Here is a 22,306-nt window from a genome sequence, read left to right on the forward strand (position 1 = left end):
ACCCCGCGTCGTGGTACGGTTTGGAACACAACGACGCGGGGTGGAGCAGCTCGGTAGCTCGCTGGGCTCATAACCCAGAGGTCGCAGGTTCAAATCCTGTCCCCGCTACTTCTCAGTCAAAGGCCCGGATCCGACAAGGATCCGGGCCTTTGCTGCGCGTTGCGATGTCTTCGTACCTGTTCGTGGCCGGTCCGTGACCGTGTGTTCGGTGAAGTGGGCGGTGGGAGTGGCGAGTTGACCGGAGTGGAGTTTGAGTTGTCTCTCTGTGGGCATGTCGACAAAACGCTGAAGTGACCTTGCTGGCCGCGATATACCAGGCGTACGCGGGTAACAGGTGGTGCAACGATGGACTTTATGGGGGACAGGGCAACTCTGTTGGAGACAGGGCGGTTTGTGCCGCGACAGGTGGATGATCCCGCCGACGTCGAGAACTCCAGGGGCGCGGCCGGCGCCACGGCCGCCGGTGGGCCCACGGAGAGCGCCGACGCCGAGACGGAGGCGCGCCACCGGCGTGCCGCCGACACGGGTGACGTCGCGTCGATGAGTGTGCTCGGCGCGCTGCTGCTGCGCCGCGGCGATCTCGACGCCGCCGAGAAGTACCTGCGCGCGGCCACCGCCGCGGGCGACCGCGCCGCCGCCAACAACCTGGGAGTCCTCCTCCACCAGCGCGGTTACACCGAGGAGGCGTCGGGCTGGTGGCGGGTCGCCGCCGTCGCCGGATCGGCCGCCGCGGCGCACGCGCTCGGCCGGCACTACCGCGAGCAGGGCGACGAGCCCGCCGCCGAGTACTGGCTGCGGCTGTCCGCCGAGCAGGGGCACGCGCTGGGCGCGTACGCCCTCGCCGATCTGCTGGAGCACCGCAGCGACGTCGGTTCGGAGCGCTGGCTGCGGGCCGCCGCCGAGCAGGGGCACCGGGAGGCCTCGTACCGCCTCGCGCGCGGCCTGGAGCGACGGGCGCGCCAGGCCGCGCGTACCGGCAACGCCGTCCGCGCGGTCATCACGGGCAAACGGGACGGCGCCCGCGGCAGTTCGGCCTCGGACGTCCGTGAGAGCGTCCCCCGGACGCCCGTCGGTGTCGACGGCGCGGGCCCCGGGGCCGCGGCCGACGCCGGGCAGTCGCTCCTCGCCGAGGCCGCCCAGTGGTACCGGCAGGCGGCGGCCCGCGGGCACCGCCGCGCCGCGCTGCACCTCGGCGCGATCCTGGAGAGCGGCGGTGAGCTGAAGGAGGCCGGGCGCTGGTATCTGTCGTCCGCCGAGGGCGGCGAGGCGCGGGCCGCCTGCGCCCTCGGCTTCCTGCTGCGTGACGCGGGCGACGAGGAGAGCGCGGCCGTCTGGTGGCTGCGGGCCGCGCAGGACGGCGACGGCAACGCCGCAAACGCCCTCGGCGCGCTCCACGCCGCGCGCGGTGAACAGCAGACCGCCGAGCGCTGGTACCGCGCCGCGATGGACGCGGGCGACGTCAACGGGGCGTACAACCTCGGGCTGCTCTGCGCCGCCCAGGACCGTACGGCGCAGGCCGAGCAGTGGTACCGGCGGGCCGCGTACGCGGGCCACCGCGAGGCTGCCAACGCGCTGGCCGTACTGCTCCTCCAGGCCGGTGACCCGACAGGAGCCGAGCCGTGGTTCTCCAAGGCGGCCGAGGCGGGCAGTGTCGACGCCGCGTTCAACCTCGGCATCCTCCACGCGGGCCGTGACGACGACCGTACGGCCCTGGTCTGGTACGAGCGGGCCGCGGCGGCCGGGCACACCGAGGCGGCCCTCCAGGTCGGCATCGCGTGCCTCAGGGACGGCGACGAGCAGGCGGCGGAGCGGCATCTGCGGTGCGCGGCCGGTGGCGGCAGCACGGAGGCGGCCTTCCGGCTGGCGACGGTGCTGGACGCGCGGCGGCCACCGCCGGGCGCGCCCGCGCTCGGCGAGACGCAGCCGGAGAAGAGCGAGTGCGAGCAGTGGTACGAGCGGGCGGCCGAGCACGGTCACCGGCGTGCCCAGGTGCGGGTCGGGATGCTGGCCGCCGGGCGCGGCGACATGACGGACGCGGCGCGCTGGTACCGGGAGGCGGCGGAGGCGGGCAGCCGCAACGGCGCCTTCAACCTGGGGCTGTTGCTGGCCCGCGAGGGCAGCGAGCGGGAGGCGGCGCTGTGGTGGTCGCGCGCGGCGCAGGCCGGCCACGGGCGCGCGGCGCTGCGGCTCGCGCTGCTCGCGGCCCGGCGAGGGGAGCTGGCCGAGGGGCAGCGCTGGTGCGCCCGCGCCGTGGAGTTGGGGCCGTCCGAGGTGACGGAGCGGGCCGCGCGGCTGCGCGAGGCGCTGCAGCAGGAGCTGACCGCGTGAGCGGCGGTCGCCGTCGGGCGACCGCCGTCTTTCCGCCGCCGGAAGGGAATTTGCGCTGGTCGACGGGGTGACGTAATGTCGTGTTCACCGACGCGGGGTGGAGCAGCTCGGTAGCTCGCTGGGCTCATAACCCAGAGGTCGCAGGTTCAAATCCTGTCCCCGCTACTGAAGAAGGACGAAGGCCCGGATCCGATACAGGATCCGGGCCTTCGTCGTGTGCCGATGAGGCGCTCGGACCCGGGGACGGGTCCCCAACGGGCTCAGGCCCGCGCGCAGTTGGGGCAGGTGCCCCGGTAGGTCACTTCCACGTCCGAGATCGCGAAACCGAAGCGCTCCGTCGTGGGGAGGTCGGCCAGCGGGTCACCCAACGGGTGCACGTCGCGGATCGTGCCGCACTGCGCGCAGACCAGGTGGTGGTGGGGCCGGTGGGCGTTCGGGTCGTACCGCTTGGCGCGGCGGTCCGTGGAGACCTCGATGACCTCTCCGAGCGTCACCATCTCACCCAGGGTGTTGTACACGGTCGCCCTGGAGATCTCGGGCAGCCGTGCGACGGCCCGCGCGTGGACCTCGTCCGCCGTGAGGTGTACGTGGTCCCCGTCGAGGACCTCGGCCACCACGCGGCGCTGGGCGGTCATCCGCCAGCCGCGTTCGCGAAGTCGTTCCAACAGGTCACTCATGAGGATCAGCTTAACAGTGAAGCCGCCCAGATCGTGAACGAGTGTGGAGTTGGACCCCTGCTTGACTTAGACAAAGTCCATTGTAGGATCGTGGCAGGCAACCGCCGAGGGACAGGTTCAGCAGGATGACCGGGAGGCGCACGTGACGCAGGGACCGCTCACTACGGAGGCCGGCGCGCCGGTGGCCGACAACCAGAACAGCGAGACGGCCGGCGCCGGTGGTCCCGTTCTGGTTCAGGATCAGGCTCTTCTTGAGAAGCTCGCCCACTTCAACCGCGAGCGCATTCCGGAGCGCATCGTGCACGCCCGCGGCGCCGGCGCGTACGGCACCTTCACGCTCACCCGCGACGTGTCGCGGTGGACGCGTGCCAAGTTCCTCTCCGAGGTCGGCAAGCGGACCGAGACCTTCCTGCGGTTCTCCACCGTCGCCGGCAACCTCGGCTCGGCGGACGCGGTCCGCGACCCGCGCGGCTTCGCGCTGAAGTTCTACACGGAGGAGGGCAATTACGACCTCGTCGGCAACAACACCCCGGTGTTCTTCATCAAGGACGCCATCAAGTTCCCCGACTTCATCCACACCCAGAAGCGCGACCCGTACACGGGCAGCCAGGAGGCTGACAACGTATGGGACTTCTGGGGCCTGAGCCCCGAGTCGACGCACCAGGTGACCTGGCTGTTCGGCGACCGGGGCATCCCGGCCACGCTGCGCCACATGAACGGGTACGGCTCGCACACGTACCAGTGGAACAACGAGGCCGGCGAGGTCTTCTGGGTCAAGTACCACTTCAAGACCGACCAGGGCATCAAGAACCTCACCACCGACGAGGCGAACCGGCTCTCCGGCGTCGACCCCGACAGTCACCAGCGCGACCTCCGCGAGTCCATCGAGCGCGGCGACTTCCCCTCCTGGACCGTGCAGGTCCAGGTCATGCCCGCGGCGGACGCGGCCGGCTACCGCTTCAACCCGTTCGACCTCACCAAGGTCTGGCCGCACGAGGACTACCCGCCCGTCGAGATCGGCAAGCTGGAGCTCAACCGCAACCCGGAGAACATCTTCGCCGAGGTCGAGCAGTCGATCTTCAGCCCGGCGCACTTCGTGCCCGGCATCGGCCCGTCGCCCGACAAGATGCTCCAGGGCCGTCTGTTCGCGTACGGCGACGCCCACCGCTACCGCGTCGGCATCAACGCCGACCACCTGCCGGTGAACCGTCCGCACGCCACCGAGGCGCGGACGAACAGCCGTGACGGATTCCTGTACGACGGCCGCCACAAGGGCGCCAGGAACTACGAGCCGAACAGCTTCGGCGGCCCGTTCCAGACGGACAGGCCGCTCTGGCAGCCCGTTCCGGTCACCGGCACCACGGGCAACACCGAAGCCCCCGGCCACGCCGAGGACAACGACTTCGTACAGGCCGGCAATCTCTACCGGCTGATGTCGGAGGACGAGAAGGGCCGACTGGTCGCCAATCTCGCCCAGTTCATCTCCCAGGTCTCGCGCGACGACATCGCCGAGCGAGCGGTCGGCAACTTCCGTCAGGCGGACGGAGACTTCGGCAAGAGGCTGGACACCGCGGTCCAGGCACTGCGCGGCTGACGGCCCTCGCCGATGAGGTGGTGGAAGCCGGGTTCCGGGACGGATCCGGCTTCCACCACCGCCCCGCGACGTCTCCCAGCCCGTCGGGATCTCAGCCGGTCAGGGCCGACGGGCGCCGCGCGACCGGGGCCCAGCAGCGGATGATGTCGCGTACGGAGACGATGCCGACCGGCTCGTGGTCGTCGCACACGATCAGATGACGGAAGCCACCGTGCGTCATCGCCTCGGCCGCCTCCTCCAGGGTCCAGGTCGGTGAGGCGTACACGACCTCGGTGGTGGTGTGCGTCCCGGCCAGTTCCTCCTCGGGATCCTGGCCGGCGCCGATCGAGATCAGGATGTCACGCTCGGTGATGATCCCGAGGCCGCTCTTGTCGGTGTCCAGGACGACGGCGGCGCCGACCCGGCGTGCCGCCATCAGCTGCGCGGACTGGCGGAGTGTGTGGGTGGGCCCGATGGTGAGGACCACCGTGCTCATGGCGTCACGGACGAGCATGAATGGAGACCTCCTAGGTGAACCGTCCCTCTGCTGGAGAACGGATTCACAAGTTCACAAATGGGGGTGGTCTCAGAGTGACACCGGCACGGTGAGTCAACAAGGGGGCGGGCGAAGCGCGGCGCCCGGCGCACGATGATCCGAAGCGCACGCCCCCGGCGCCCCAAGGATCGCCGAACCCCCGAATGGCCCATCGCCGACAGTAAAATCTCGGCCGGGTGCCGGCGTGCGCGCGCTCAGTAGCGCTGGTTCAGATAACCGAGCAGCTCCTCGTGCAACTCCCCGTTCGACGCCGCCGCGTTGCCGCTGTGCGGCCCCGAACGCCCGTCCAGGCCCGTGAACCGCCCGCCCGCCTCCTGGACGATGATCGACGGCGCCGCCATGTCCCACAGCGACAGCTCCGGCTCCGCGCACATGTCGACGGAGCCCTCGGCGACCATCATGTACTGCCAGAAATCGCCGTACCCGCGCGTCCGCCAGCAGGCGCGGGTCAGATCCAGGAACCCGTCGAGGCGGCCCTGCTCCTCCCAGCCCTTCAATGACGAGTGCGCGAACGAGGCGTCCCCGATGCGCGAGACGTTCGAGACGCGCAGCCGGGTCGCCGCGGAGAGGCTGCGGCCCGAGTACGCGCCGCCGCCCTTCGCCGCCCACCAGCGGCGCGCCAGCGCGGGCGCCGACACCACGCCGACCACCGGCTCGTAGCCGCCCTCGCCCGCCACCATCAGCGAGATCAGCGTCGCCCAGACGGGCACGCCGCGTACGTAGTTCTTGGTGCCGTCGATCGGGTCGATGACCCAGCGGCGCGGGCCGGTGCCCTCGATGCCGTACTCCTCGCCCAGTACGGCGTCACGGGGCCGCGCGCGCTGGAGATTGCCGCGGATCAGCTCCTCGGCCGATTTGTCGGCCTCACTCACCGGGGTCATGTCCGGTTTGGTCTCGACCTTCAGGTCGAGGGCCTTGAACCGGTCCATCGTCGCGGCGTCGGCGGCGTCCGCGAGGACATGGGCGAGTCGCAGATCATCGTGGTAATCGGGCATGGTCGTCACAGTATCGACAGCGTCCAAGATCGGGCTACGGGCCGGTGCCGCGGGCGGCCGGACCCGCATCCGGTCCTCTTGACAGCGCCCGAGGCTGCGTCAACTCTGAGTGCGGAGCCGAACGGCCCGGGAGGCAACGATGCCTACAGCGCGTGAAGCCCTACTCAACGCCGCTCTTTCGGCGCTCACGGACCAGTCCTGGTCCGCCGTCAGGATGGTCGACGTCGCGTCGGCCGGCGGGGTCTCGCGGCAGACCCTCTACAACGAGTTCGGCAGCAAGGACGGTCTCGCCCGCGCGCTCGTACGGCGCGAGGCGGATCTGTACCTGTACGGCGTCGAGCGGCTGCTGGCCGAGCCGGCGGACGCGGTCGACCGGCTGGTGTCGGTGGCCGAGTGGACGGTCTCCGAGGCGCGCTCCAGACCCCTGCTGAGGGCGCTTCTCACCGACGGCTGGACCGAGCGCCACCCGGCGCCGCGTCCCCTGCGCCCGGCGGCTCCTCCGGGGGGCGCGCCCGCCCAGCGACGCGCGGACGCCGGGCTGCCCGCCCCGGCGGAGCTGGTGGCGGCGGTACGGAACCGGGCCGTGGCCGCGCTGGATCCGGGCCGGCCGGACCGCCGGGGCCGTACGGACCAGCTCCGGGGCGACCAGCCGCGTACGGACCCGCTGCGCGTGCAGGCGGGGCGGGTACAGCGGGCGCGCGTCGAACAGGCCCGGGCGGAGCAGGCGCGTGCCGAGCAGGGACGTACGCCGCAGCACCGCGGACCGGAGCGGGCCCGGCGCGATCAGCCCCGGCCCGAGAACGGCCGCTCCGTCGCACCGCCCCGTGCCCCCGAGCCCGCCGTCCGTACGAAGGACGAGTCCGCCGAGCTGGCCTTCCGCTGCGAGCTGGCCGTGCGTCTCGCTCTCGCGCATGTCGTCGCGCCCGACGCGGAGCCCGTCGGACGCCTGGTGCGCGCGGCCGTCGCCGGGCCGATCGCGGCGGTCAGTGCTGCGACGACCCCGAGAGCTGGAGGCCGATGACCCCGATGATGACCAGTGAGATCGAGACAATCTTCAGCGTGGAGACCAGGTCGTCGAGGAAGATCATCCCGTAGATCGCCGTACCCGCCGCGCCGATGCCGGTCCACACCGCGTACGCCGGTCCGACGTCCAGCTTCTTGAGGGAGAGCGTCAGCAGACCGAAGCTGGCCAGCGCGAAGACCGCGAAGGCGATCGTCGGCCAGAGCCGGGTGAACCCGTGGGAGAGCTTGAGACAGACGGCGAAGCCCGTTTCGAGCAGCCCCGCGACCACGACCAGCACCCACGCCATCGTCCGTGCCTCCCCGTATTGCCCACCGCGTCTTTTCCGGGCCTTGGTAACCCTTGGTAGGGCTTGCCGAGACTTGGTGAGTTTATGCACTTAACAGTGCTTGTGGGCGGCAAACAGGGCGGGATCAGTCGCCCTCGCGCCGTTCACGGGTGGAGAGCAGCCGGCGCAGCGAGTCGAGCCTCGACGGGTCGGCGTGGCCCTCGGCCACCCACGCGTCGAGCGCGCAGTCCGGTTCGTCGTGACTGCACCCGCGCGGGCAGTTCTCCGTGCCCGGTACGAGATCCGGGAAGGCCAGGATGACGCGCGAGGGGTCGACGTGGTGCAGGCCGAAGGAGCGGATGCCGGGAGTGTCGATCACCCAGCCGTCCGCCTTCTCCAGCGGCAGCGCGAGCGCCGAGGTGGTGGTGTGCCTGCCGCGCCCGGTGACCGCGTTGACCAGGCCGGTCGTCCGGCGCCGGTCGTCCGGCACCAGGGCGTTGACGAGTGTCGTCTTGCCGACGCCTGAGTGACCGACGAACGCGGTCATCCGGCCTTCGAGATACTCGCGCACGCGGTCGGCCGCCTCGCCGGTGGCCAGTTCGTCCCGTCGTGTGACGACGTACCGGATCCCCAACGGCCGGTAGGTCTCCAGCAGTTCGTCCGCCGACGCCAGGTCGGACTTGGTCAGGATCAGCAGCGGTTCGAGTCCCGCGTCGAACGCCGCGACCAGACAGCGGTCGATCAGCCGTGGCCGCGGCTCGGGGTCGGCGAGTGCCGTGACCACGGCGAGCTGGTCGGCGTTGGCGACGACCACGCGCTCGAACGGGTCGTCGTCGTCCGCCGTGCGCCTCAGTACGGAGCGTCGCTTCTCGATCCGTACGATGCGCGCGAGCGTGTCCTTCTTTCCGCTCAGGTCCCCGACGAGCGACACCTGGTCACCGACCACGGCGGCCTTGCGGCCCAGTTCGCGCGCCTTCATCGCGAGGACGACGGTGTCACCCACCAGGCAGGTGAGCCGGCCCCGGTCGACGGTCAGGACCATGCCCTCGGCCGCGTCCTCGTGCTTGGGGCGGATGTTCGTACGCGGTCGGTTGCCCTTGGGGTTGGGGCGGGAGCGGATGTCGTCCTCGTCGGGGTTCTTGCCGTAGCGGCGCATCGCGTCAGGCTCCCGCTCCCGCGAGCATCTCGGTCCACATCCGCGGGAAATCGGGCAGGGTCTTGGACGTCGTCGCGACGTTCTCGATCTCCACGCCGTCGACGACGAGGCCGATGATCGATCCGGCCGTCGCCATGCGGTGGTCCTCGTACGTGTGGAAGACGCCGCCGTGCAGGGGGCGCGGGCGGATGTGGAGGCCGTCGGCGGTCTCGGTGACGTCGCCGCCGAGTTCGTTGATCTCCTTGGTGAGGGCGGCCAGCCGGTCCGTCTCGTGCAGCCGCAGATGGGCGACGCCGCGCAGGGTGGAGGGGCCGTCGGCGAGTGCCGCGACGGCCGCGATGCCGGGTGTCAGTTCGCCGACCTCGCTCAGGTCGACGTCGATGCCGTGGATCCGGCCGCCGCCGGTGAATGTCAGCCCCTGTTCGGTCAGTTCACAGGAACCGCCCATTTCGGTGAAGATGCGGCGCAGCGCGTCGCCGGGCTGTGTGGTGCGGCTGGGCCAGTCCCGTACGGTCACCCGGCCGCCGGTCACGAGGGCGGCGGCGAGGAAGGGCTGGGCGTTGGAGAGGTCCGGCTCGACGGTCAGGTCGCGGCCGAGGACCGCGCTGGGGGAGACCCGCCAGACGTTGGGCTCGCCGCCCGTCTCCGGCTCGTCGACCTGGGCGCCGACGCGGCGCAGCATGTCGACGGTCATCCGGATGTGCGGCAGGGACGGGAGGGTGGCGCCGACGTGGCGGACCTCGACGCCCTGGTTGAAGCGCGGGCCCGACAGCAGCAGCGCGGAGACGAACTGGGACGACGACGAGGCGTCGATCTCGACCGTGCCGCCGTCCAGCGCGCCGCCGCCGTGCACGGTCAGCGGGAGCGAGCCGCGGGCCTCGTCGTCGATGCGGGCGCCGAGGGCGCGCAGGGCGTCGATGACGCCGTTGAGCGGCCGTACGTAGGAGCGGGGGTCGCCGTCGAAGTGGATGGGGCCGTCGGCGAGGGTCGCGACGGGCGGCAGGAAGCGCATGACCGTGCCCGCGTTGCCGACGTCGACCGTGGCGGGGCCGTGCAGTCCGTTGGGGAAGATCCGCCAGGCCTCGCCGGTGAACGACGGGTCCCCGGCGCCGCGCGCGGGGGTCATCGAGCCCGCGGCTGCCGAGCTGGAGGAGACCGTCTCCTCGATGCCGACGCCCATCGCGCGCAGGGCGTCCGCCATCAGGAGCGTGTCGCGTGAGCGCAGGGGGCGGCGGAGCCAGCCGGGTTCGGCGGCGAGCGCGGCGAGGACGAGTCCGCGGTTCGTGACCGATTTCGATCCGGGCACGGTGACCGTCGCTTCGACGGCCCCGCTCGCGTAAGGGGCGGGCCAGGGGGCAGGGTGCACGGCGCTTTCGGTCATGGCCTTTACTTTAATGGCTGCACAACGGCCCCGATCTCGATCAAATACGCTGAAATCGGGGCGTAATACGAAGGTGGTATGGAGGCGTCGACCGGCTCGCGGAAGCGCCGCGTCCGCCCCGCGGGCCGTGCGGCCTCCGCGGCCGCGATGCCCCGCGGCCTCCGCGGCCGCGATGCCCCGCGGCGCCACGGCCCTACAGGCCGAGCAGCCAGGTGCCTCCGCCGATCAGTGAGCACAGCGAGACGGCGTGGAAGAGGAACAGCCACATCGCGGGCGGTACATGCGTCAGCCGCGCGAGCTGGTCGGCGTCGGAGTCGGGGGCGCCGCCGTGCCGCCGCTTGGACTGGAGCTCGAACGCCGGCCGTACGCCGCCGAGGAGCAGGAACCACACGGCGGCGTACGCGAACGCGGCCTGCACGGTCGGTCCGGTCAGCCAGGAGATCAGCAGGAAGGCCGCACCCGTCACGACGACGGTGAGCGCCCCGTACGCGTTGCGGATCATCACGAGCATCACCAGCAGCAGGGCCGTGGCCAGCCACAGCAGCAGAGTGATGTGGTGCGCGGCGAGCAGCCAGGCGCCGCCCAGGCCCAGCAGCGGCGGGGCCGTGTAACCGGCCGCCGCGGTGAGGATCATGCCGATGCCGGTGGGCTTGCCGCGGCTGACGGTCAGGCCCGAGGTGTCGGAGTGCAGCCGGATGCCGTCGAGCTTGCGGCCGGTGAGGAGGGCCACGAGGCCGTGCCCGCCCTCGTGGGCGATGGTGACGGCGTTGCGCGAGAGCCGCCAGAGGGCGTGCGGGACGACGGCGGCGAGCGCGACGACGGCGGTGGCGATCACCAGCCAGTCCTCGGGGACGGGCTGGGTGCCGAAGACGCGGTCCCACAGATCGCCCGTCGAGGCGGCCGCGCGGGCGCTGGAGTCGGTGCTGATCATCGCTCGGGCGGCTCCTTAGGAGGATGTGCGTCGTCGCAGTGTGGCACTTGGGTGAACGGCGGGGGGTCCCGCGCGGCTGCTGGGGTCTTTCAAGCCACGTGCGGTCAAGGACAGTTCAAGTCTTGACGGCGCCCGAGAGCGGCTGTCATGGTCTAGACCTAGTAGAACATCAAAGAATGGAAAGCCCCGCGACAGCTCTGGCGCCGGACCGTCAACGGATCTCAACGGCTGTCGATGCAACTGTTCGTGCACCTTCGCGAGTTCCCCACACGCAGTGAGTCCGTCACAGGTCGGAGCCTGCGCGTCTTCGGCGCCGCCCCGGCGGACGTCACCACGAAGGAGTTGTCATGCACAAGAAAACTCGTCTCGGCCTCGTACTGAGTGCGGCGGTCGCGCCGATCATCGCCGTCACCCTCCCCGCCCCGACCGCCGGCGCACACGGCTGGATCAACTCGCCCGCCAGCCGCCAGGACCAGTGCAAGACCGGCGTCGTCTCCTGCGGCGACATCAAGTGGGAGCCGCAGAGCGTCGAAGGCCCGAAGGGCCAGAAGAACTGCCACGGCGGCGTCGCCCGCTTCGCCGAGCTGAACGACGACAGCAAGGGCTGGCAGCGCTCCAACATCAGCGCCAACCAGACGTTCACCTGGACGCTGACGGCGCGGCACCGCACCAGCACCTGGCAGTACTTCGTCGGCAACACCAAGGTCGCCGAGTTCAACGACGGCGGCGCCCAGCCCGGCGCGACCGTGAGCCACAACGTCAACTTCGGCAGCATCCGCGGCAATCAGAAGGTCCTGGCCGTCTGGAACGTCTTCGACACCGCGAACGCGTTCTACGCCTGCGTCGACGTCAACATCCGCTGACCGAAGCCAGGGCTGAGCTGAGGTCGTCCGTCCCTGTTGGGGCCGGGGCAGTCGCCGGTCCCGACAGGGCGGCGGCCGGACCACCGTCCGCCCGCCGCCCCGGCACACCGGCGCCGGACCATCTGCGAGGGTTGGAGGGGTGTCGGTAGCGTGATCCGGCGCGAGTGCGTCGGGTCATGGGCAAGGGGTGGTCGAACATGTGCGGTCGGTACGCGGCGAGCCGGAGGCCGGAAGATCTCGTCGGGCTCTTCGAGGTCGAGAAGTGGGAGCCGGAGGAGACCCTCGCGCCCGACTGGAACGTCGCACCCACCAAAGAGGTCTACGTCGTCCTGGAGCGCCCGGTGAAGGGCGCCGACGACCCCGCCCCCGTACGGCAGCTCCGCACGCTCAAGTGGGGGCTCGTGCCGTCCTGGTCCAAGACGCCCGAGGGCGGCGCCCGGATGATCAACGCGCGCGCGGAGACGGTGCACGAGAAGCCGTCCTTCCGGCGGCCCTTCGCCTCCCGGCGCTGCCTCATACCGGCCGACGGCTACTACGAGTGGGTCACGGCCCCCGAGGAGCGGCAGCTGGAGGAGCTGGGCAAGAGGAAGCGGCCCCGCAAGCAGCCCTACTTCGTCACCCCGGCCGACGGGTCGGTCATGGCCATGGCCGGGCTGTACGAGTTCTGGCGCGACAAGACCCTGCCCGACGACCACCCGAACGCCTGGTGGGTGACCTGCTCGGTCATCACCACCGACGCGGAGACGGGGCCGCTCGGGGTGGCGCCCGCCGAGGGGCCGGGATCGCTCGCCGACATCCACCCCCGGATGCCGCTGATGCTGACGCCCGACCGGTGGGACGCCTGGCTGGATCCGGCCCGTACGGACGTGGAGCAGCTGCGCGAGCTGCTGGCGCCGCCCCCGGAGGGGCTGATGCGGGCCTATCCCGTGGCGACGGCCGTCAGCAACGTACGGAACAACGGCCCGGAACTCCTGGAGGAGCTGGCGGCGCCCGAGGAGAGCACCCTCTTCTAGAGGAGGGTCGGACCGCGGCGGGCAAGGAGACCGGTCCACGGAGGCCGCGTGCCGCGCACGGGCAGGGGATCCCCGCTCTTCCCGCGCGCCGGTGTGATCCTGGTGCGCATGCAGAGCGAGATCGTCGACACTCCCGCGGGCGACGCCCGTATCACCTGGCGCCCTCCCAAGAAGGGGACGGCCGCGCGCCTCGTCCTCGCCGTCAGCCATGGCGCGGGAGGCGGCATCGAGGCGCGCGACCTCCAGGCGCTCGCCGCGGCACTGCCCCCGCTCGGTGTGAGCGTGGCGCTGGTCGAGCAGCCGTGGCGGGTCGCCGGGAAGAAGCTGGCACCGGCGCCCAGGACGCTGGACACCGGCTGGCGGGCCCTGTGGCCGGCGCTGGCGAAGCGCGGCCTGCCCGTCGTCGCGGGCGGGCGCAGCGCCGGGGCGCGGGTGGCCTGCCGTACCGCGGGCGAGCTGGGCGCCCACGCGGTACTGGCGCTGAGCTTCCCGCTGCACCCGCCCGGCCGGCCGGAGAAGTCCCGCGCGGACGAACTGCTCGGGGCCGGAGTGCCGACGCTCGTGGTCCAGGGCGGGAACGACCCCTTCGGGAAGCCCGCCGAATTCCCCGACGGCGCTCACGAACTGCTGGAGGTGCCGTACGCAGACCACTCCTTCACCGTCCCCAAGCGGGCCACGATCAGCCAGGACGAGGCCCTGACGGTGCTCACCGACGGCGTCGGGAAGTGGATCCGGTCACAGTCGGCCCGTTGACGGAGGGTGCCCGCGCACCCGGGAATGCGTCGTGGGCGGCGACTGTTGTGCCGGATGTCGGTACACAGATCCTGGAAAGGGAGTCCGTCGCATGGGTTCGACCATCTGCCCCGCCCGGTCGCACGCCACCGAAGTGGAGTGGACGGTGCTCTCCGCACCCAGGACCGCGCCTGTTCGTCCGTCGGCCGAGACGGCACCGCGGCCCGCCTCGGCACAAGGTCGACTATTCTCCGATTCGAGTGGGTCCGCCTTCGGGCCCGCCGCAGCGTTGGAGGAGGTGGGTCCGGTCACTGGGACCGACACAGGGACCGACGACGGCCACAAGGAAGAGTCAGCCGCCGAGCGCAACGCCCGCTTCGAGCGGGACGCACTCGGCTACCTCGACCAGATGTACTCGGCCGCGTTGCGTATGACGCGCAATCCGGCCGATGCCGAGGACCTCGTGCAGGAGACCTATGCCAAGGCGTACGGCTCCTTCCACCAATTCCGTGAGGGCACCAACCTCAAGGCGTGGATGTACCGCATCCTCACCAACACCTTTATCAACTCGTACCGCAAGAAGCAGCGTGAGCCCCAGCGCAGCGCCGCCGAGGAGATCGAGGACTGGCAGCTGGCGCGCGCCGAGTCGCACATGTCCACGGGGCTGCGCTCCGCAGAGTCCCAGGCGCTCGACCACCTTCCGGACTCCGACGTCAAGGAAGCGCTCCAGGCGATTCCCGAGGAGTTCCGCATCGCCGTGTATCTCGCCGACGTAGAGGGCTTTGCGTACAAGGAGATCGCGGACATCATGGGGACACCCATCGGTACGGTGATGTCGCGACTGCACCGTGGCCGGCGTCAACTGCGCGGCATGCTTGAGGACTACGCCCGCGAGCGCGGGCTTGCCCCGGCCGGCGCCGGAGAGTCGTCGGACGATCGGAAAGGCTCGGGCTCATGAGTTGCGGAGAGCCGCACGAGACGGATTGCACCGAAGTTCTCGACCATCTTTACGAGTACCTCGACCGGGAGATGCCGGACAAGGACCGCACCAAGTTCGAGGAGCACTTCGACGAGTGCTCACCGTGTCTGGAGAAGTACGGACTCGAACAGGCCGTGAAGAAGCTGGTCAAGCGGTGCTGCGGGCAGGACGACGTGCCCACCGACCTGCGGGCCAAGGTCATGGGGCGGATCGACCTCATCCGGGCGGGCCACACCGTGCCCGAGCGGGACGTGACGGCCGTCGACACCGACCGGACGGCGGCCGCCGGCGAGTAGTCGGCAACCGCAGCACCACACGCCTACGGGGCGCGCCGCGCACATCGCGGCGCGCCCCGCGTGTATTTCCCCACGTATCACCCGATGGTGCTAATCACCGCCGCACACCGGTGGGGCGACGCCCAACTGGCTAGCCTGGCCCTTCCTTTCGGGCCGGTGGCACAGGGGGCGGGTGCGGGGTGAGAGCGGGGTGAACGCCATTCCGGTAGCGGCACGCGCGTACATCTGCTGCGCCGCGCTGGGCGCCCTCACGTGTGTGCTTCCCGCGTTCGCGCTGCCCGGGCTACGACTGCTGGGCCCCGTGGCGGGGACGGCGAGCCTGTGGCCCGCCGTCCTGCTGCTCGGCGCGCTGTACGCGCTCTGCGAGACGCCCGCCCGCTGCCGCTTCGCCGGGAGATCGGTGCGCGGCTCGGTACCCGTCGCCGCCGGATCGTTCTTCCCCGTGCTGCTCACCGCCGCGTACCTGCTGCCGCCCGCGGCCGCCGCGCTCGTGGCCGTCCCCGGAGCGCTGGCCGGCCAGGTGACGCGCCGGCCGGCCGGGGTCCGCCGGGTGTGGCGCGCGGCGCAGCTCGCCATCGCCGTCTGGGGCGCCGCCCAGGCCCACCGGCTCCTCGGAGGACCGGCCGCGCTGGGCGGCACCGCCGCCGCCCCCGGCCACGGCGTCCCCGACTTCCCGTACGTCCTGCTGCCCGCCGGGGCCGGGGCGCTCGCCCTCTGCGTGGTCCTGAGCGCGCTCGACGGCGGCATCCTCGTCACCGCCGAACGGCGCCCCGTCCGCACGGCCTGGCGCGGCCTGCTGCCGCGCTCGCTCGCGCCGTACGGCGCGCACGCGCTGGCCGGGCTGATGATGGCCGTCCTCTGGCGCAGCCCGTACGGGCCGCTCTCCGCGCTCTTCGTACTGCTGCCGATGTACATCTCCTGCTGGGTCTTCGCGCAGTACCACCGTGAGCGCGCGGCCCACCAGGCGACCATCAGGGCACTCGTGCAGGCCGTCGACCTCAAGGACCGGTACACGCGCGGCCACAGCGAACGCGTGGGGCGCGCGTCGGCGATGATCGCCGGGGAGCTGGGGATGGACGGCGAACGCCTGGAGGTCCTCCGGTTCGCCGGGATCCTGCACGACGTGGGCAAGCTAGGCGTCCCCACGCGCGTGCTGCGCAAGGACGGGCCGCTGACCCCGGAGGAGCGGCGCGTCATCGAGCTGCACCCCGAGTACGGCCACGAGATCGTGCGCGGCATCGACTTCCTCGGCGAGGCCCGGTCGGCGATCCTGCACCACCACGAAAGGCTCGACGGCAGCGGCTATCCGTACGGACTGGCGGGCGCCGAGATCCCGGAGTTCGCACGGGTCGTCGCCGTCGCGGACGCCTTCGACGCGATGACCTCGACCCGCTCCTACCGCCGGGCGCGGCCGGTGCCGGTGGCGGTGGCGGAGCTGCGGCGCTGCGCGGGCTCCCAGTTCGACCCCAGGATGGTGCGGGCGCTCGTACGGGCGCTGGACCGCCACGGCTGGCAGACGGCGGTGACGTCGGACGAGCAGTGCCCCGTGCCACGGCGCCCGCCCGAGCCCGCCGTGCGCGCCGGGGCGCGTCTTCCGGCACCTGAGCGCGCGGTCGCAGCCCCCCGAAAAGATGTCCCACCCACACGCCACCCGGACGGCCCGCGCACGACCCCGACGACCCCGACGAGACCGACGACACCGGGCGCTCCCGGCGGTGGCGCGTGAAGGCGGCGCGGGCCGGCGGCGGGGCGACCCCGACCGCTCCTCGTCACGGCCCCCGCGGCGCGAGACCGTGGGGGCCGTGCCGCCGGCGGCAAGGCCCGCGCCCGGGTCCCCGGCGGTCGCGCGTGAACGCCGGGGGACCGGACGGCGGGCGGCCCCGGCGGCCGTTCCCGCGGAGGTGCTTACGGCAGGGCGTGCGCGTGCCTGCGGCGTTCCCGAGCGGGCAGCTGTGAGCGCCGGGTGGGCCCGGTTGCCGGGCGATGGCTCCGGCGGCCCCCGGCGTGGGGCTCGGGGGGCCTCGTGCGGCGCGAGGGCCCGCCGGCCGGTGGCCCCGGCCGCCGCTTCCCGTACCGGCGCTTACGGCATCCGCGCCTGCGAAACCCCCAGCAGGCGCCCGTGAGCGCCCCGCACGCTCCGCCGTGCCGGCTCTCCCCCACCGTCGTCGCCGTGCGTGGTGCCGCGCTCGGGCTCGCGGGGGCCGGGCTCGGGTGGACGCTGTGGCACGGTGTCGTCGAGCCCCGGAACGCGCTCGCCTTCGGTGTGCTCATCACCCTCGGGGAACTCGTCCGCCAGGGCGCCCTCCCCGGTGAACGCGAGCCCGCGCCCCTCGCGTACGCCGGGGCCCTCGCGTACGCCCTGCTCGGGCAGAGCGCGGGGCGGCCGGTCGAGCACGGTGTGCTCCAGACCGTCGCCGTCGTCGTCGCGGCGGTCCTCCTCGGCGCCGTACCGCATGTCGCCCTCGGGCGCGGCCCCTCGCTCGACCACGTGGCCCGCCGTGTGCTCACCGTCGGCTTCGCCGCCCTCTGTTTCCAGCCGCTCGTCGCCTCGGGCGAGTTGGGAAGGCGCGTCGGCGAGGGCCCGTACTACGCCCTTCTGCTCCTCCTCCTGCTGATTCTCACCGCCCTGTGCGACGCGGTCATCTCCGCGCTGACGCTGCGCGCCCGCACCCGCCATCCGTACGGCCCGCTCCTGCGCGACGAACTGCGCGCACTGATCGGCATCGGCTCGGCCGTCTGCGCGACCGGCGCGGTGATGGCGCTCGGCGTCGCCGTCGCGGGGCTGTGGGCGCTGCCCGTCCTCTGCGTGCCGCTGCTGCTGACCCAGCTGTCCTTCCGCCGGTACGTCGCGGTCCGTACGACTTACCGGCAGACCATCGCCTCGCTCGCCCGCGCCACCGAGATCGCGGGCTACACCCGGCAGGGTCACGCCCGCAGGGTCGCCGAGCTGAGCCGCGCGGTCGGCCGTGAGCTGGGGCTCTCCGGGACGGAGCTGACCGTCCTGGAACACGCCGCGCTGATGCACGACATCGGCCAGCTCTCGCTCGTCGACCCGGTGCCCGACGGCGCGACCGCCCTGCTGCCGATCACCGAGCAGCGGCGGATCGCGCTGCTCGGCGGCGCCGTCGTACGCCGCACCGGGGTCCCCTCGGCGGTCGCCGTCGTCGTGGAACGGCAGGCCGATCCGTACCGCGAACAGTCTCTGCCGGCCCGGATCGTCCGCACCGTCAACGCGTACGACGATCTCGCCACCGCGGGTGCCGACGGCGGAGGGGCGACCGGGCCGCTCAGCGCACTGGAGCGGCTACGCCTCGGAACCGGCCACGACTACCAGCCAGAGGTCGTGGAATCCCTGGCACGCGTCCTGTCACGTGGTGGTCTGACCCCTGGTCGGGCTGGGTAACCCATGGGTAAGGAGCGAGCGTCCGACCGGGCATGGTTGGATGCGAAGAGGAGTCCAAGAGGGTGTACGGGGGCACAGACCCGAGCGACCGGCAGGCGGGAATCGTGAAGATCTTCGGGAAGGTACGGCATCGACCCTCCGCCTCGTGGCGGCAGGCCACCGACCGCGCGTTCACGCTGATCGGCGACGGACGGTACGAGGACGCGGGTGCGCTGCTCACGCGCGCGGCGGATCTGGAGCCCTGGCTCTCCGAGTCCTGGTTCAACCTGGCTCTGCTGCACAAGTTCCGGCACGACTGGGAGCAGGCGCGGGCCGCCGGGCTGCGCGCCGTCGCGCTGCTCGACAAGGAGGCCGGGGCACCCGATTGGTGGAACGTCGGGATCGCGGCCACCGCGCTCCAGGACTGGCCGCTGGCGCGGCGGGCCTGGCAGGCGTACGGCCTCAAGGTGCCCGGCAATCAGTACACGGCCGCCGCGACCGGCGAGCCCGTCGGCATGGAGCTGGGCAGCGCGGCCGTCCGGCTCTCGCCCGAGGGCGAGGCCGAGGTCGTCTGGGGCCGCAGGCTCGACCCGGCCCGGATCGAGATCCTGTCCATCCCGCTGCCGTCGTCGGGCCGCCGCTGGGGCGAGGTCGTCCTGCACGACGGCGTGCCGAACGGCGAGCGTACGACCGCCGCGGGGTCGAGCGGCGCCGCGCGGGCCTTCCCGGTCTTCGACGAGATCGAGCTGTGGGCCCCGTCGCCCGTGCCGACCTGGGTGGTGCTCCTGGAAGCGGCGACCGAATCCGACCGGGACGCCCTGGAGCGGCTGGCGGCCGACGCGGGCTTCGCCGCCGAGGACTGGTCGTCCTCCGTACGGCTGCTCTGCCGGGCCTGCTCGGAGAGCCGGATGCCGAGCGCCGAGGGCGACGGCGAACATCTCGATCCGCACGACCACAGCGAGCCCGGACATCCGGGGCCGCTCGGGCATCGTACGGAGGGCGAGCTGTGGGTGCCCGAGCGCGAGTGCGGGATAGCCGCTCCGCCCGGACTGGTCAAGGGCCTGCTCGACGGCTGGGTGGCCGACAGCCCGGACACGCGTGAGTGGCGGGACCTCGAAGAGGTCTGCTGACGCACGGCCCTGGACACGCCCTGGGCGGGCCTTGAGGGGCCTTGGGCGGGCCGGATCCCGGGCAGGGCTGCGGACAGCGCCACGGCGGGCCGTAGGCTGTACGGGCACATCGCGCAGGCAGCGGTGTACAGGCAGCAGCGGGTACCGAGGAAGGCGTACTGCGGACATGGCGCAGCAGGAGACGGACCAGAAGACCGAGGGCGGGGCCTCCCAGGCGGAGCGGGGGGACGGGTTCGTCGCGGGCGGCGAGGGCATCGTGGACGACGAGGGGTTCGTCGCCGACACCCAGGACGCGCAGGCGCGTGAGCTGGCGTACCGCGAGCGCGGCACGTCGCGCCCGATCACCGTCGTCGGCAATCCGGTCCTGCACAAGGAGTGCAAGGACGTCACCGAGTTCGACGGCAAGCTCGCCGAACTCGTCGACGACATGTTCGCCAGCCAGCGGACGGCGGAGGGCGTGGGCCTGGCCGCCAACCAGATCGGCGTGGACCTGAAGGTCTTCGTCTACGACTGCCCGGACGACGACGGCGTGCGGCACGTCGGCGTCGTGTGCAACCCCGTGCTGGACGAACTCCCTCCCGAGGCGCGCAACCTGGAGGACGGCAACGAGGGCTGCCTGTCCGTCCCGACCGCGTACGCGGAGCTGGCGCGGCCCGACTACGCGGTGGTCCGGGGCCAGGACGTCAACGGCAAGCCGATCAAGGTGCGCGGCACGGGCTACTTCGCGCGCTGCCTTCAGCACGAGACGGACCATCTGTACGGATACCTGTACATCGACCGGCTCTCGAAGCGCGACCGCAAGGACGCGCTGCGGCAGATGGAAGAGGGCACGCCGCGCTACGAGACGGTGCCGAACGCCTGACCGTCCGATCGCCCGGTCCGGCGCCCGGTCCGGGCTCCGGACCCGGCGATCGGCCCGGCGTCGCCGACCGGATGTCGGCCGACCCTCCGTACCTGACGACTCAACGGCCCCGTTTCCGGACATCCGGAAACGGGGCCGATGTCATCGCGCGGGAGCAGGAGGTGGAGCGTGGCCCCGTCGCCATTGGTTCGACAAATGGCCCTGCTCGGGGGCGGGTTGACGCGCGTCGACCCTTGCGCCACTCTCTGCCGTACATCTCGCCTCGAGTCTGGAGACCCGATGCTCCGACGTACCTCAAGACTTCTGCTCAGCATGGTCATGACCCTGTCGTTCGCTTGGGCGGGCGCGGTGGTCACCGCCGGCACCGCTCAGGCCGACGGCTGCTACACGTGGTCCGGCACCCTCTCCCAGGGGTCCAGCGGCGCCGCTGTGACCCAGCTCCAGATCCGCGTGGCCGGCCACGCGGGCAACGGCGCCGTACTCGCCATCGACGGCGCGTACGGACCGGCGACGGCCGCCGCGGTCAAGCGCTTCCAGTCCGCGTACGGACTCGCCGCCGACGGCGTCGCCGGCCCCGACACCTTCAACAAGATCTACCAGCTCCAGGACGACGACTGCACGCCGATCCACTTCACCTACGCCGAGCTCAACAACTGCAACTCCGACTGGTCGGGCGGCGCGGTGAGCGCGGCGACGGCCAAGTCCAACGCCCTGCGCACCATGTGGAAGCTGGAGGCGATGCGGCACGCGATGGGCGACCAGCCGCTCCGTGTCACCAGCGGATTCCGCTCGCAGGCGTGCAACAACGCGGTCGGCGGGGCCAGCAACAGCCGCCATCTGTACGGTGACGCCGCCGACATCGGGTCCGGACCGCACACGCTGTGCGCGCTGGCCCAGAACGCGCGGAACCACGGCTTCAACGGCATCCTCGGCCCGGGCTACCCCGGTCACAACGACCACGCGCACGTGGACCACCGCTCGGGCCGCTTCTGGTCGGCGCCGAGCTGCGGGATCTGATTCACGGGATCCGTCCGCGGGATCTGTCCCTCTGATCCTCTGACGCCTCCTCGCACCGGGGCCTCACGCGACGCGCGTGGGGCCCCGGAACGTGCGCCGGTAGACGTTCGGGGTCGTCCCGAGCGTGCGCAGGAAGTGGTGCCGCAGCCCCGCCGCGTTGCCGAAGCCCGACCGGCCGGCGATCGCGTCCACCGTCTCGTCCGTCCCCTCCAGCAACTCCTGTGCCAGCAGGACGCGTTGGCGCAGCAGCCAGCGGTACGGGGTGGTGCCCGTCTCCTGCTGGAAACGGCGCGCGAAGGTGCGGGGTGACATGTGGGCGCGCTCCGCGAGCTGTTCGACGGTCATCTCGCTGTCCAGGTGCCGCTCCATCCAGGCGAGGACCCCGCCCACCGTGTCGCACGCGGTGGGCAGCGGGCGCTCGATGAACTGCGCCTGCCCGCCGTCGCGGTGCGGCGGAACCACCATGCGGCGGGCGATCGCGTTGGCGACCTCGGGGCCGTGCTCCTGGCGTACGACATGGAGGCAGGCGTCGATGCCGGCGGCCGTACCGGCGGAGGTGACGACCGGTCCGTCGTCGACGTACAGCACGTCGGGCTGCACGTCGGCCAGCGGGTACGCCTCCGCCAGCTCGGCGGAGTGCATCCAGTGGGTGGCGCAGCGGCGCCCGTCGAGCAGCCCGGCGGCGCCGAGGGTGAACACGCCCGCGCAGACACTGAGCACCCGCGCGCCCCGGTCCACGGCCCGGCGCAGCGCGTCCAGCAGCTCGGGCGGGTAGTCCCGGACGACGTAGGTGTCCCCGGCCGGTACGCAGATCAGATCGGCCTCCTCCAGCCGGTCGAGCCCCTGGAGCGCGGAGATGGTGAACCCGGCGTGCGTACGCAGGACGGGACCCTCGGCGGAGACGACGGCGAAGTCGTAGACGGGCAGCCCCTGCGCGCTGCGGTCGAGGCCGAACACCTCGCAGAGCACGCCGAGCTCGAAAGGGTGCACTCCGTCGAGCAGGACGACCGCCACGTTTCTCAGCATGGATGCAGTGTGGCAGTAATTCGATGGTTCATGACAGTCCTGCCACTGCTCTTTCCGGTGCGGAACGACGACAGTGGAGGCATGAACGCAATCGGTGGTTACCTCGTCGTACTTGCCCTT

Annotated in this window: 20 protein-coding genes, 2 tRNA genes and 1 pseudogene; 15 read left to right on the forward strand and 8 right to left on the reverse strand. The window is 71.9% G+C overall.

Translation table 11 applies throughout. The features are described from left to right. Positions 1-34 precede the first annotated feature (34 nt). From SSPS47_RS22880 to SSPS47_RS22890, 3 genes are all read left to right on the forward strand, one after another. Positions 35-108: transfer RNA gene (locus tag SSPS47_RS22880), tRNA-Met, on the forward strand. Between the two features lie 237 nt (positions 109-345). Continuing rightward, a complete protein-coding gene (locus SSPS47_RS22885) occupies positions 346-2,328 on the forward strand; it encodes a tetratricopeptide repeat protein (RefSeq protein ID WP_164252681.1) in 1,983 nt (660 codons plus the stop codon). A 91-nt stretch (positions 2,329-2,419) separates the two neighbouring features. After that, positions 2,420-2,493: transfer RNA gene (locus SSPS47_RS22890), tRNA-Met, on the forward strand. A gap of 95 nt (positions 2,494-2,588) precedes the next feature. Here the strand turns inward: SSPS47_RS22890 and SSPS47_RS22895 are convergent. Next, the gene (locus SSPS47_RS22895) at positions 2,589-3,005 is read right to left on the reverse strand and encodes a Fur family transcriptional regulator (protein ID WP_164252682.1); all 417 of its coding nucleotides are present in this window, start codon (positions 3,003-3,005) and stop codon (positions 2,589-2,591) included. Positions 3,006-3,147: 142 nt separating this feature from the next. Here SSPS47_RS22895 and SSPS47_RS22900 point away from each other — a divergent pair, with 142 nt between their 5' ends. Continuing rightward, positions 3,148-4,599 (forward strand): catalase, encoded by a 1,452-nt coding sequence (locus SSPS47_RS22900; RefSeq protein WP_164252683.1) that lies wholly within the window; start codon positions 3,148-3,150, stop codon positions 4,597-4,599. Positions 4,600-4,690: 91 nt separating this feature from the next. Here the strand turns inward: SSPS47_RS22900 and SSPS47_RS22905 are convergent, their stop codons facing one another. Next, complete coding sequence (locus tag SSPS47_RS22905) at positions 4,691-5,092, reverse strand: CBS domain-containing protein (protein WP_164252684.1); 402 nt, start codon at positions 5,090-5,092, stop codon at positions 4,691-4,693. Between the two features lie 236 nt (positions 5,093-5,328). After that, a complete protein-coding gene (gene hisN, locus SSPS47_RS22910) occupies positions 5,329-6,129 on the reverse strand; it encodes a histidinol-phosphatase (protein ID WP_164252685.1) in 801 nt (266 codons plus the stop codon). Between the two features lie 139 nt (positions 6,130-6,268). Between hisN and SSPS47_RS22915 the strand changes: the two are divergent. Further along, positions 6,269-6,730, forward strand: a pseudogene (locus SSPS47_RS22915) (TetR family transcriptional regulator); the annotation flags it as partial. Positions 6,731-7,112: 382 nt separating this feature from the next. Here the strand turns inward: SSPS47_RS22915 and SSPS47_RS22920 are convergent. The 4 genes from SSPS47_RS22920 to SSPS47_RS22935 all read right to left on the reverse strand — a co-directional run bounded on the left by SSPS47_RS22920 (position 7,113) and on the right by SSPS47_RS22935 (position 10,886). Continuing rightward, entirely contained in the window at positions 7,113-7,439 is a 327-nt protein-coding gene (locus SSPS47_RS22920; RefSeq protein WP_147873948.1) for a multidrug efflux SMR transporter, read from the reverse strand. A 124-nt stretch (positions 7,440-7,563) separates the two neighbouring features. Then, entirely contained in the window at positions 7,564-8,574 is a 1,011-nt protein-coding gene (gene rsgA, locus SSPS47_RS22925) for a ribosome small subunit-dependent GTPase A (RefSeq protein WP_147873947.1), read from the reverse strand. Positions 8,575-8,578: 4 nt separating this feature from the next. Further along, complete coding sequence (gene aroA, locus SSPS47_RS22930) at positions 8,579-9,955, reverse strand: 3-phosphoshikimate 1-carboxyvinyltransferase (RefSeq protein ID WP_147873946.1); 1,377 nt, start codon at positions 9,953-9,955, stop codon at positions 8,579-8,581. 193 nt (positions 9,956-10,148) lie between these two features. Continuing rightward, complete coding sequence (locus SSPS47_RS22935) at positions 10,149-10,886, reverse strand: M50 family metallopeptidase (RefSeq protein WP_164252686.1); 738 nt, start codon at positions 10,884-10,886, stop codon at positions 10,149-10,151. 347 nt (positions 10,887-11,233) lie between these two features. Here SSPS47_RS22935 and SSPS47_RS22940 point away from each other — a divergent pair, with 347 nt between their 5' ends. The 10 genes from SSPS47_RS22940 to SSPS47_RS22985 all read left to right on the forward strand — a co-directional run bounded on the left by SSPS47_RS22940 (position 11,234) and on the right by SSPS47_RS22985 (position 21,160). Then, positions 11,234-11,749 (forward strand): lytic polysaccharide monooxygenase auxiliary activity family 9 protein, encoded by a 516-nt coding sequence (locus SSPS47_RS22940; RefSeq protein ID WP_164252687.1) that lies wholly within the window; start codon positions 11,234-11,236, stop codon positions 11,747-11,749. A gap of 197 nt (positions 11,750-11,946) precedes the next feature. After that, on the forward strand, positions 11,947-12,762 hold the full coding sequence (locus SSPS47_RS22945) for an SOS response-associated peptidase (RefSeq protein ID WP_164252688.1): 816 nt from the start codon (positions 11,947-11,949) through the stop codon (positions 12,760-12,762). 108 nt (positions 12,763-12,870) lie between these two features. Beyond that, positions 12,871-13,515: an alpha/beta family hydrolase gene (locus SSPS47_RS22950; protein ID WP_164254876.1), complete on the forward strand. Its 645-nt coding sequence runs from the start codon at positions 12,871-12,873 to the stop codon at positions 13,513-13,515. Positions 13,516-13,792: 277 nt separating this feature from the next. Continuing rightward, on the forward strand, positions 13,793-14,452 hold the full coding sequence (locus SSPS47_RS22955; protein WP_023538783.1) for a sigma-70 family RNA polymerase sigma factor: 660 nt from the start codon (positions 13,793-13,795) through the stop codon (positions 14,450-14,452). Then, the gene (rsrA, locus tag SSPS47_RS22960) at positions 14,449-14,769 is read left to right on the forward strand and encodes a mycothiol system anti-sigma-R factor (protein ID WP_164252690.1); all 321 of its coding nucleotides are present in this window, start codon (positions 14,449-14,451) and stop codon (positions 14,767-14,769) included. The genes SSPS47_RS22955 and rsrA overlap by 4 nt, the downstream gene beginning before the upstream one ends. A 190-nt stretch (positions 14,770-14,959) precedes the next feature. Continuing rightward, positions 14,960-16,495 carry an HD-GYP domain-containing protein gene (locus SSPS47_RS22965; RefSeq protein ID WP_164252691.1) on the forward strand — a complete coding sequence of 512 codons (1,536 nt, stop codon included), beginning with the start codon at positions 14,960-14,962 and terminating at the stop codon, positions 16,493-16,495. Positions 16,496-16,939: 444 nt separating this feature from the next. Continuing rightward, entirely contained in the window at positions 16,940-18,172 is a 1,233-nt protein-coding gene (locus SSPS47_RS22970) for an HD domain-containing protein (RefSeq protein WP_203558101.1), read from the forward strand. Positions 18,173-18,276: 104 nt separating this feature from the next. Continuing rightward, complete coding sequence (locus SSPS47_RS22975) at positions 18,277-19,281, forward strand: hypothetical protein (RefSeq protein ID WP_078079485.1); 1,005 nt, start codon at positions 18,277-18,279, stop codon at positions 19,279-19,281. A 166-nt stretch (positions 19,282-19,447) separates the two neighbouring features. Beyond that, a complete protein-coding gene (def, locus tag SSPS47_RS22980) occupies positions 19,448-20,143 on the forward strand; it encodes a peptide deformylase (protein WP_164252693.1) in 696 nt (231 codons plus the stop codon). Between the two features lie 279 nt (positions 20,144-20,422). Beyond that, a complete protein-coding gene (locus tag SSPS47_RS22985) occupies positions 20,423-21,160 on the forward strand; it encodes a D-Ala-D-Ala carboxypeptidase family metallohydrolase (protein WP_164252694.1) in 738 nt (245 codons plus the stop codon). Between the two features lie 63 nt (positions 21,161-21,223). On the opposite strand, the gene SSPS47_RS22990 is transcribed toward SSPS47_RS22985, so the two are convergent. Then, on the reverse strand, positions 21,224-22,186 hold the full coding sequence (locus tag SSPS47_RS22990; protein ID WP_147873937.1) for a helix-turn-helix domain-containing protein: 963 nt from the start codon (positions 22,184-22,186) through the stop codon (positions 21,224-21,226). Positions 22,187-22,306: the final 120 nt, after the last annotated feature.

Source organism: Streptomyces sp. S4.7 (genome assembly GCF_010384365.1).
In the GTDB taxonomy this organism is placed as follows: Bacteria; Actinomycetota; Actinomycetes; order Streptomycetales; family Streptomycetaceae; genus Streptomyces.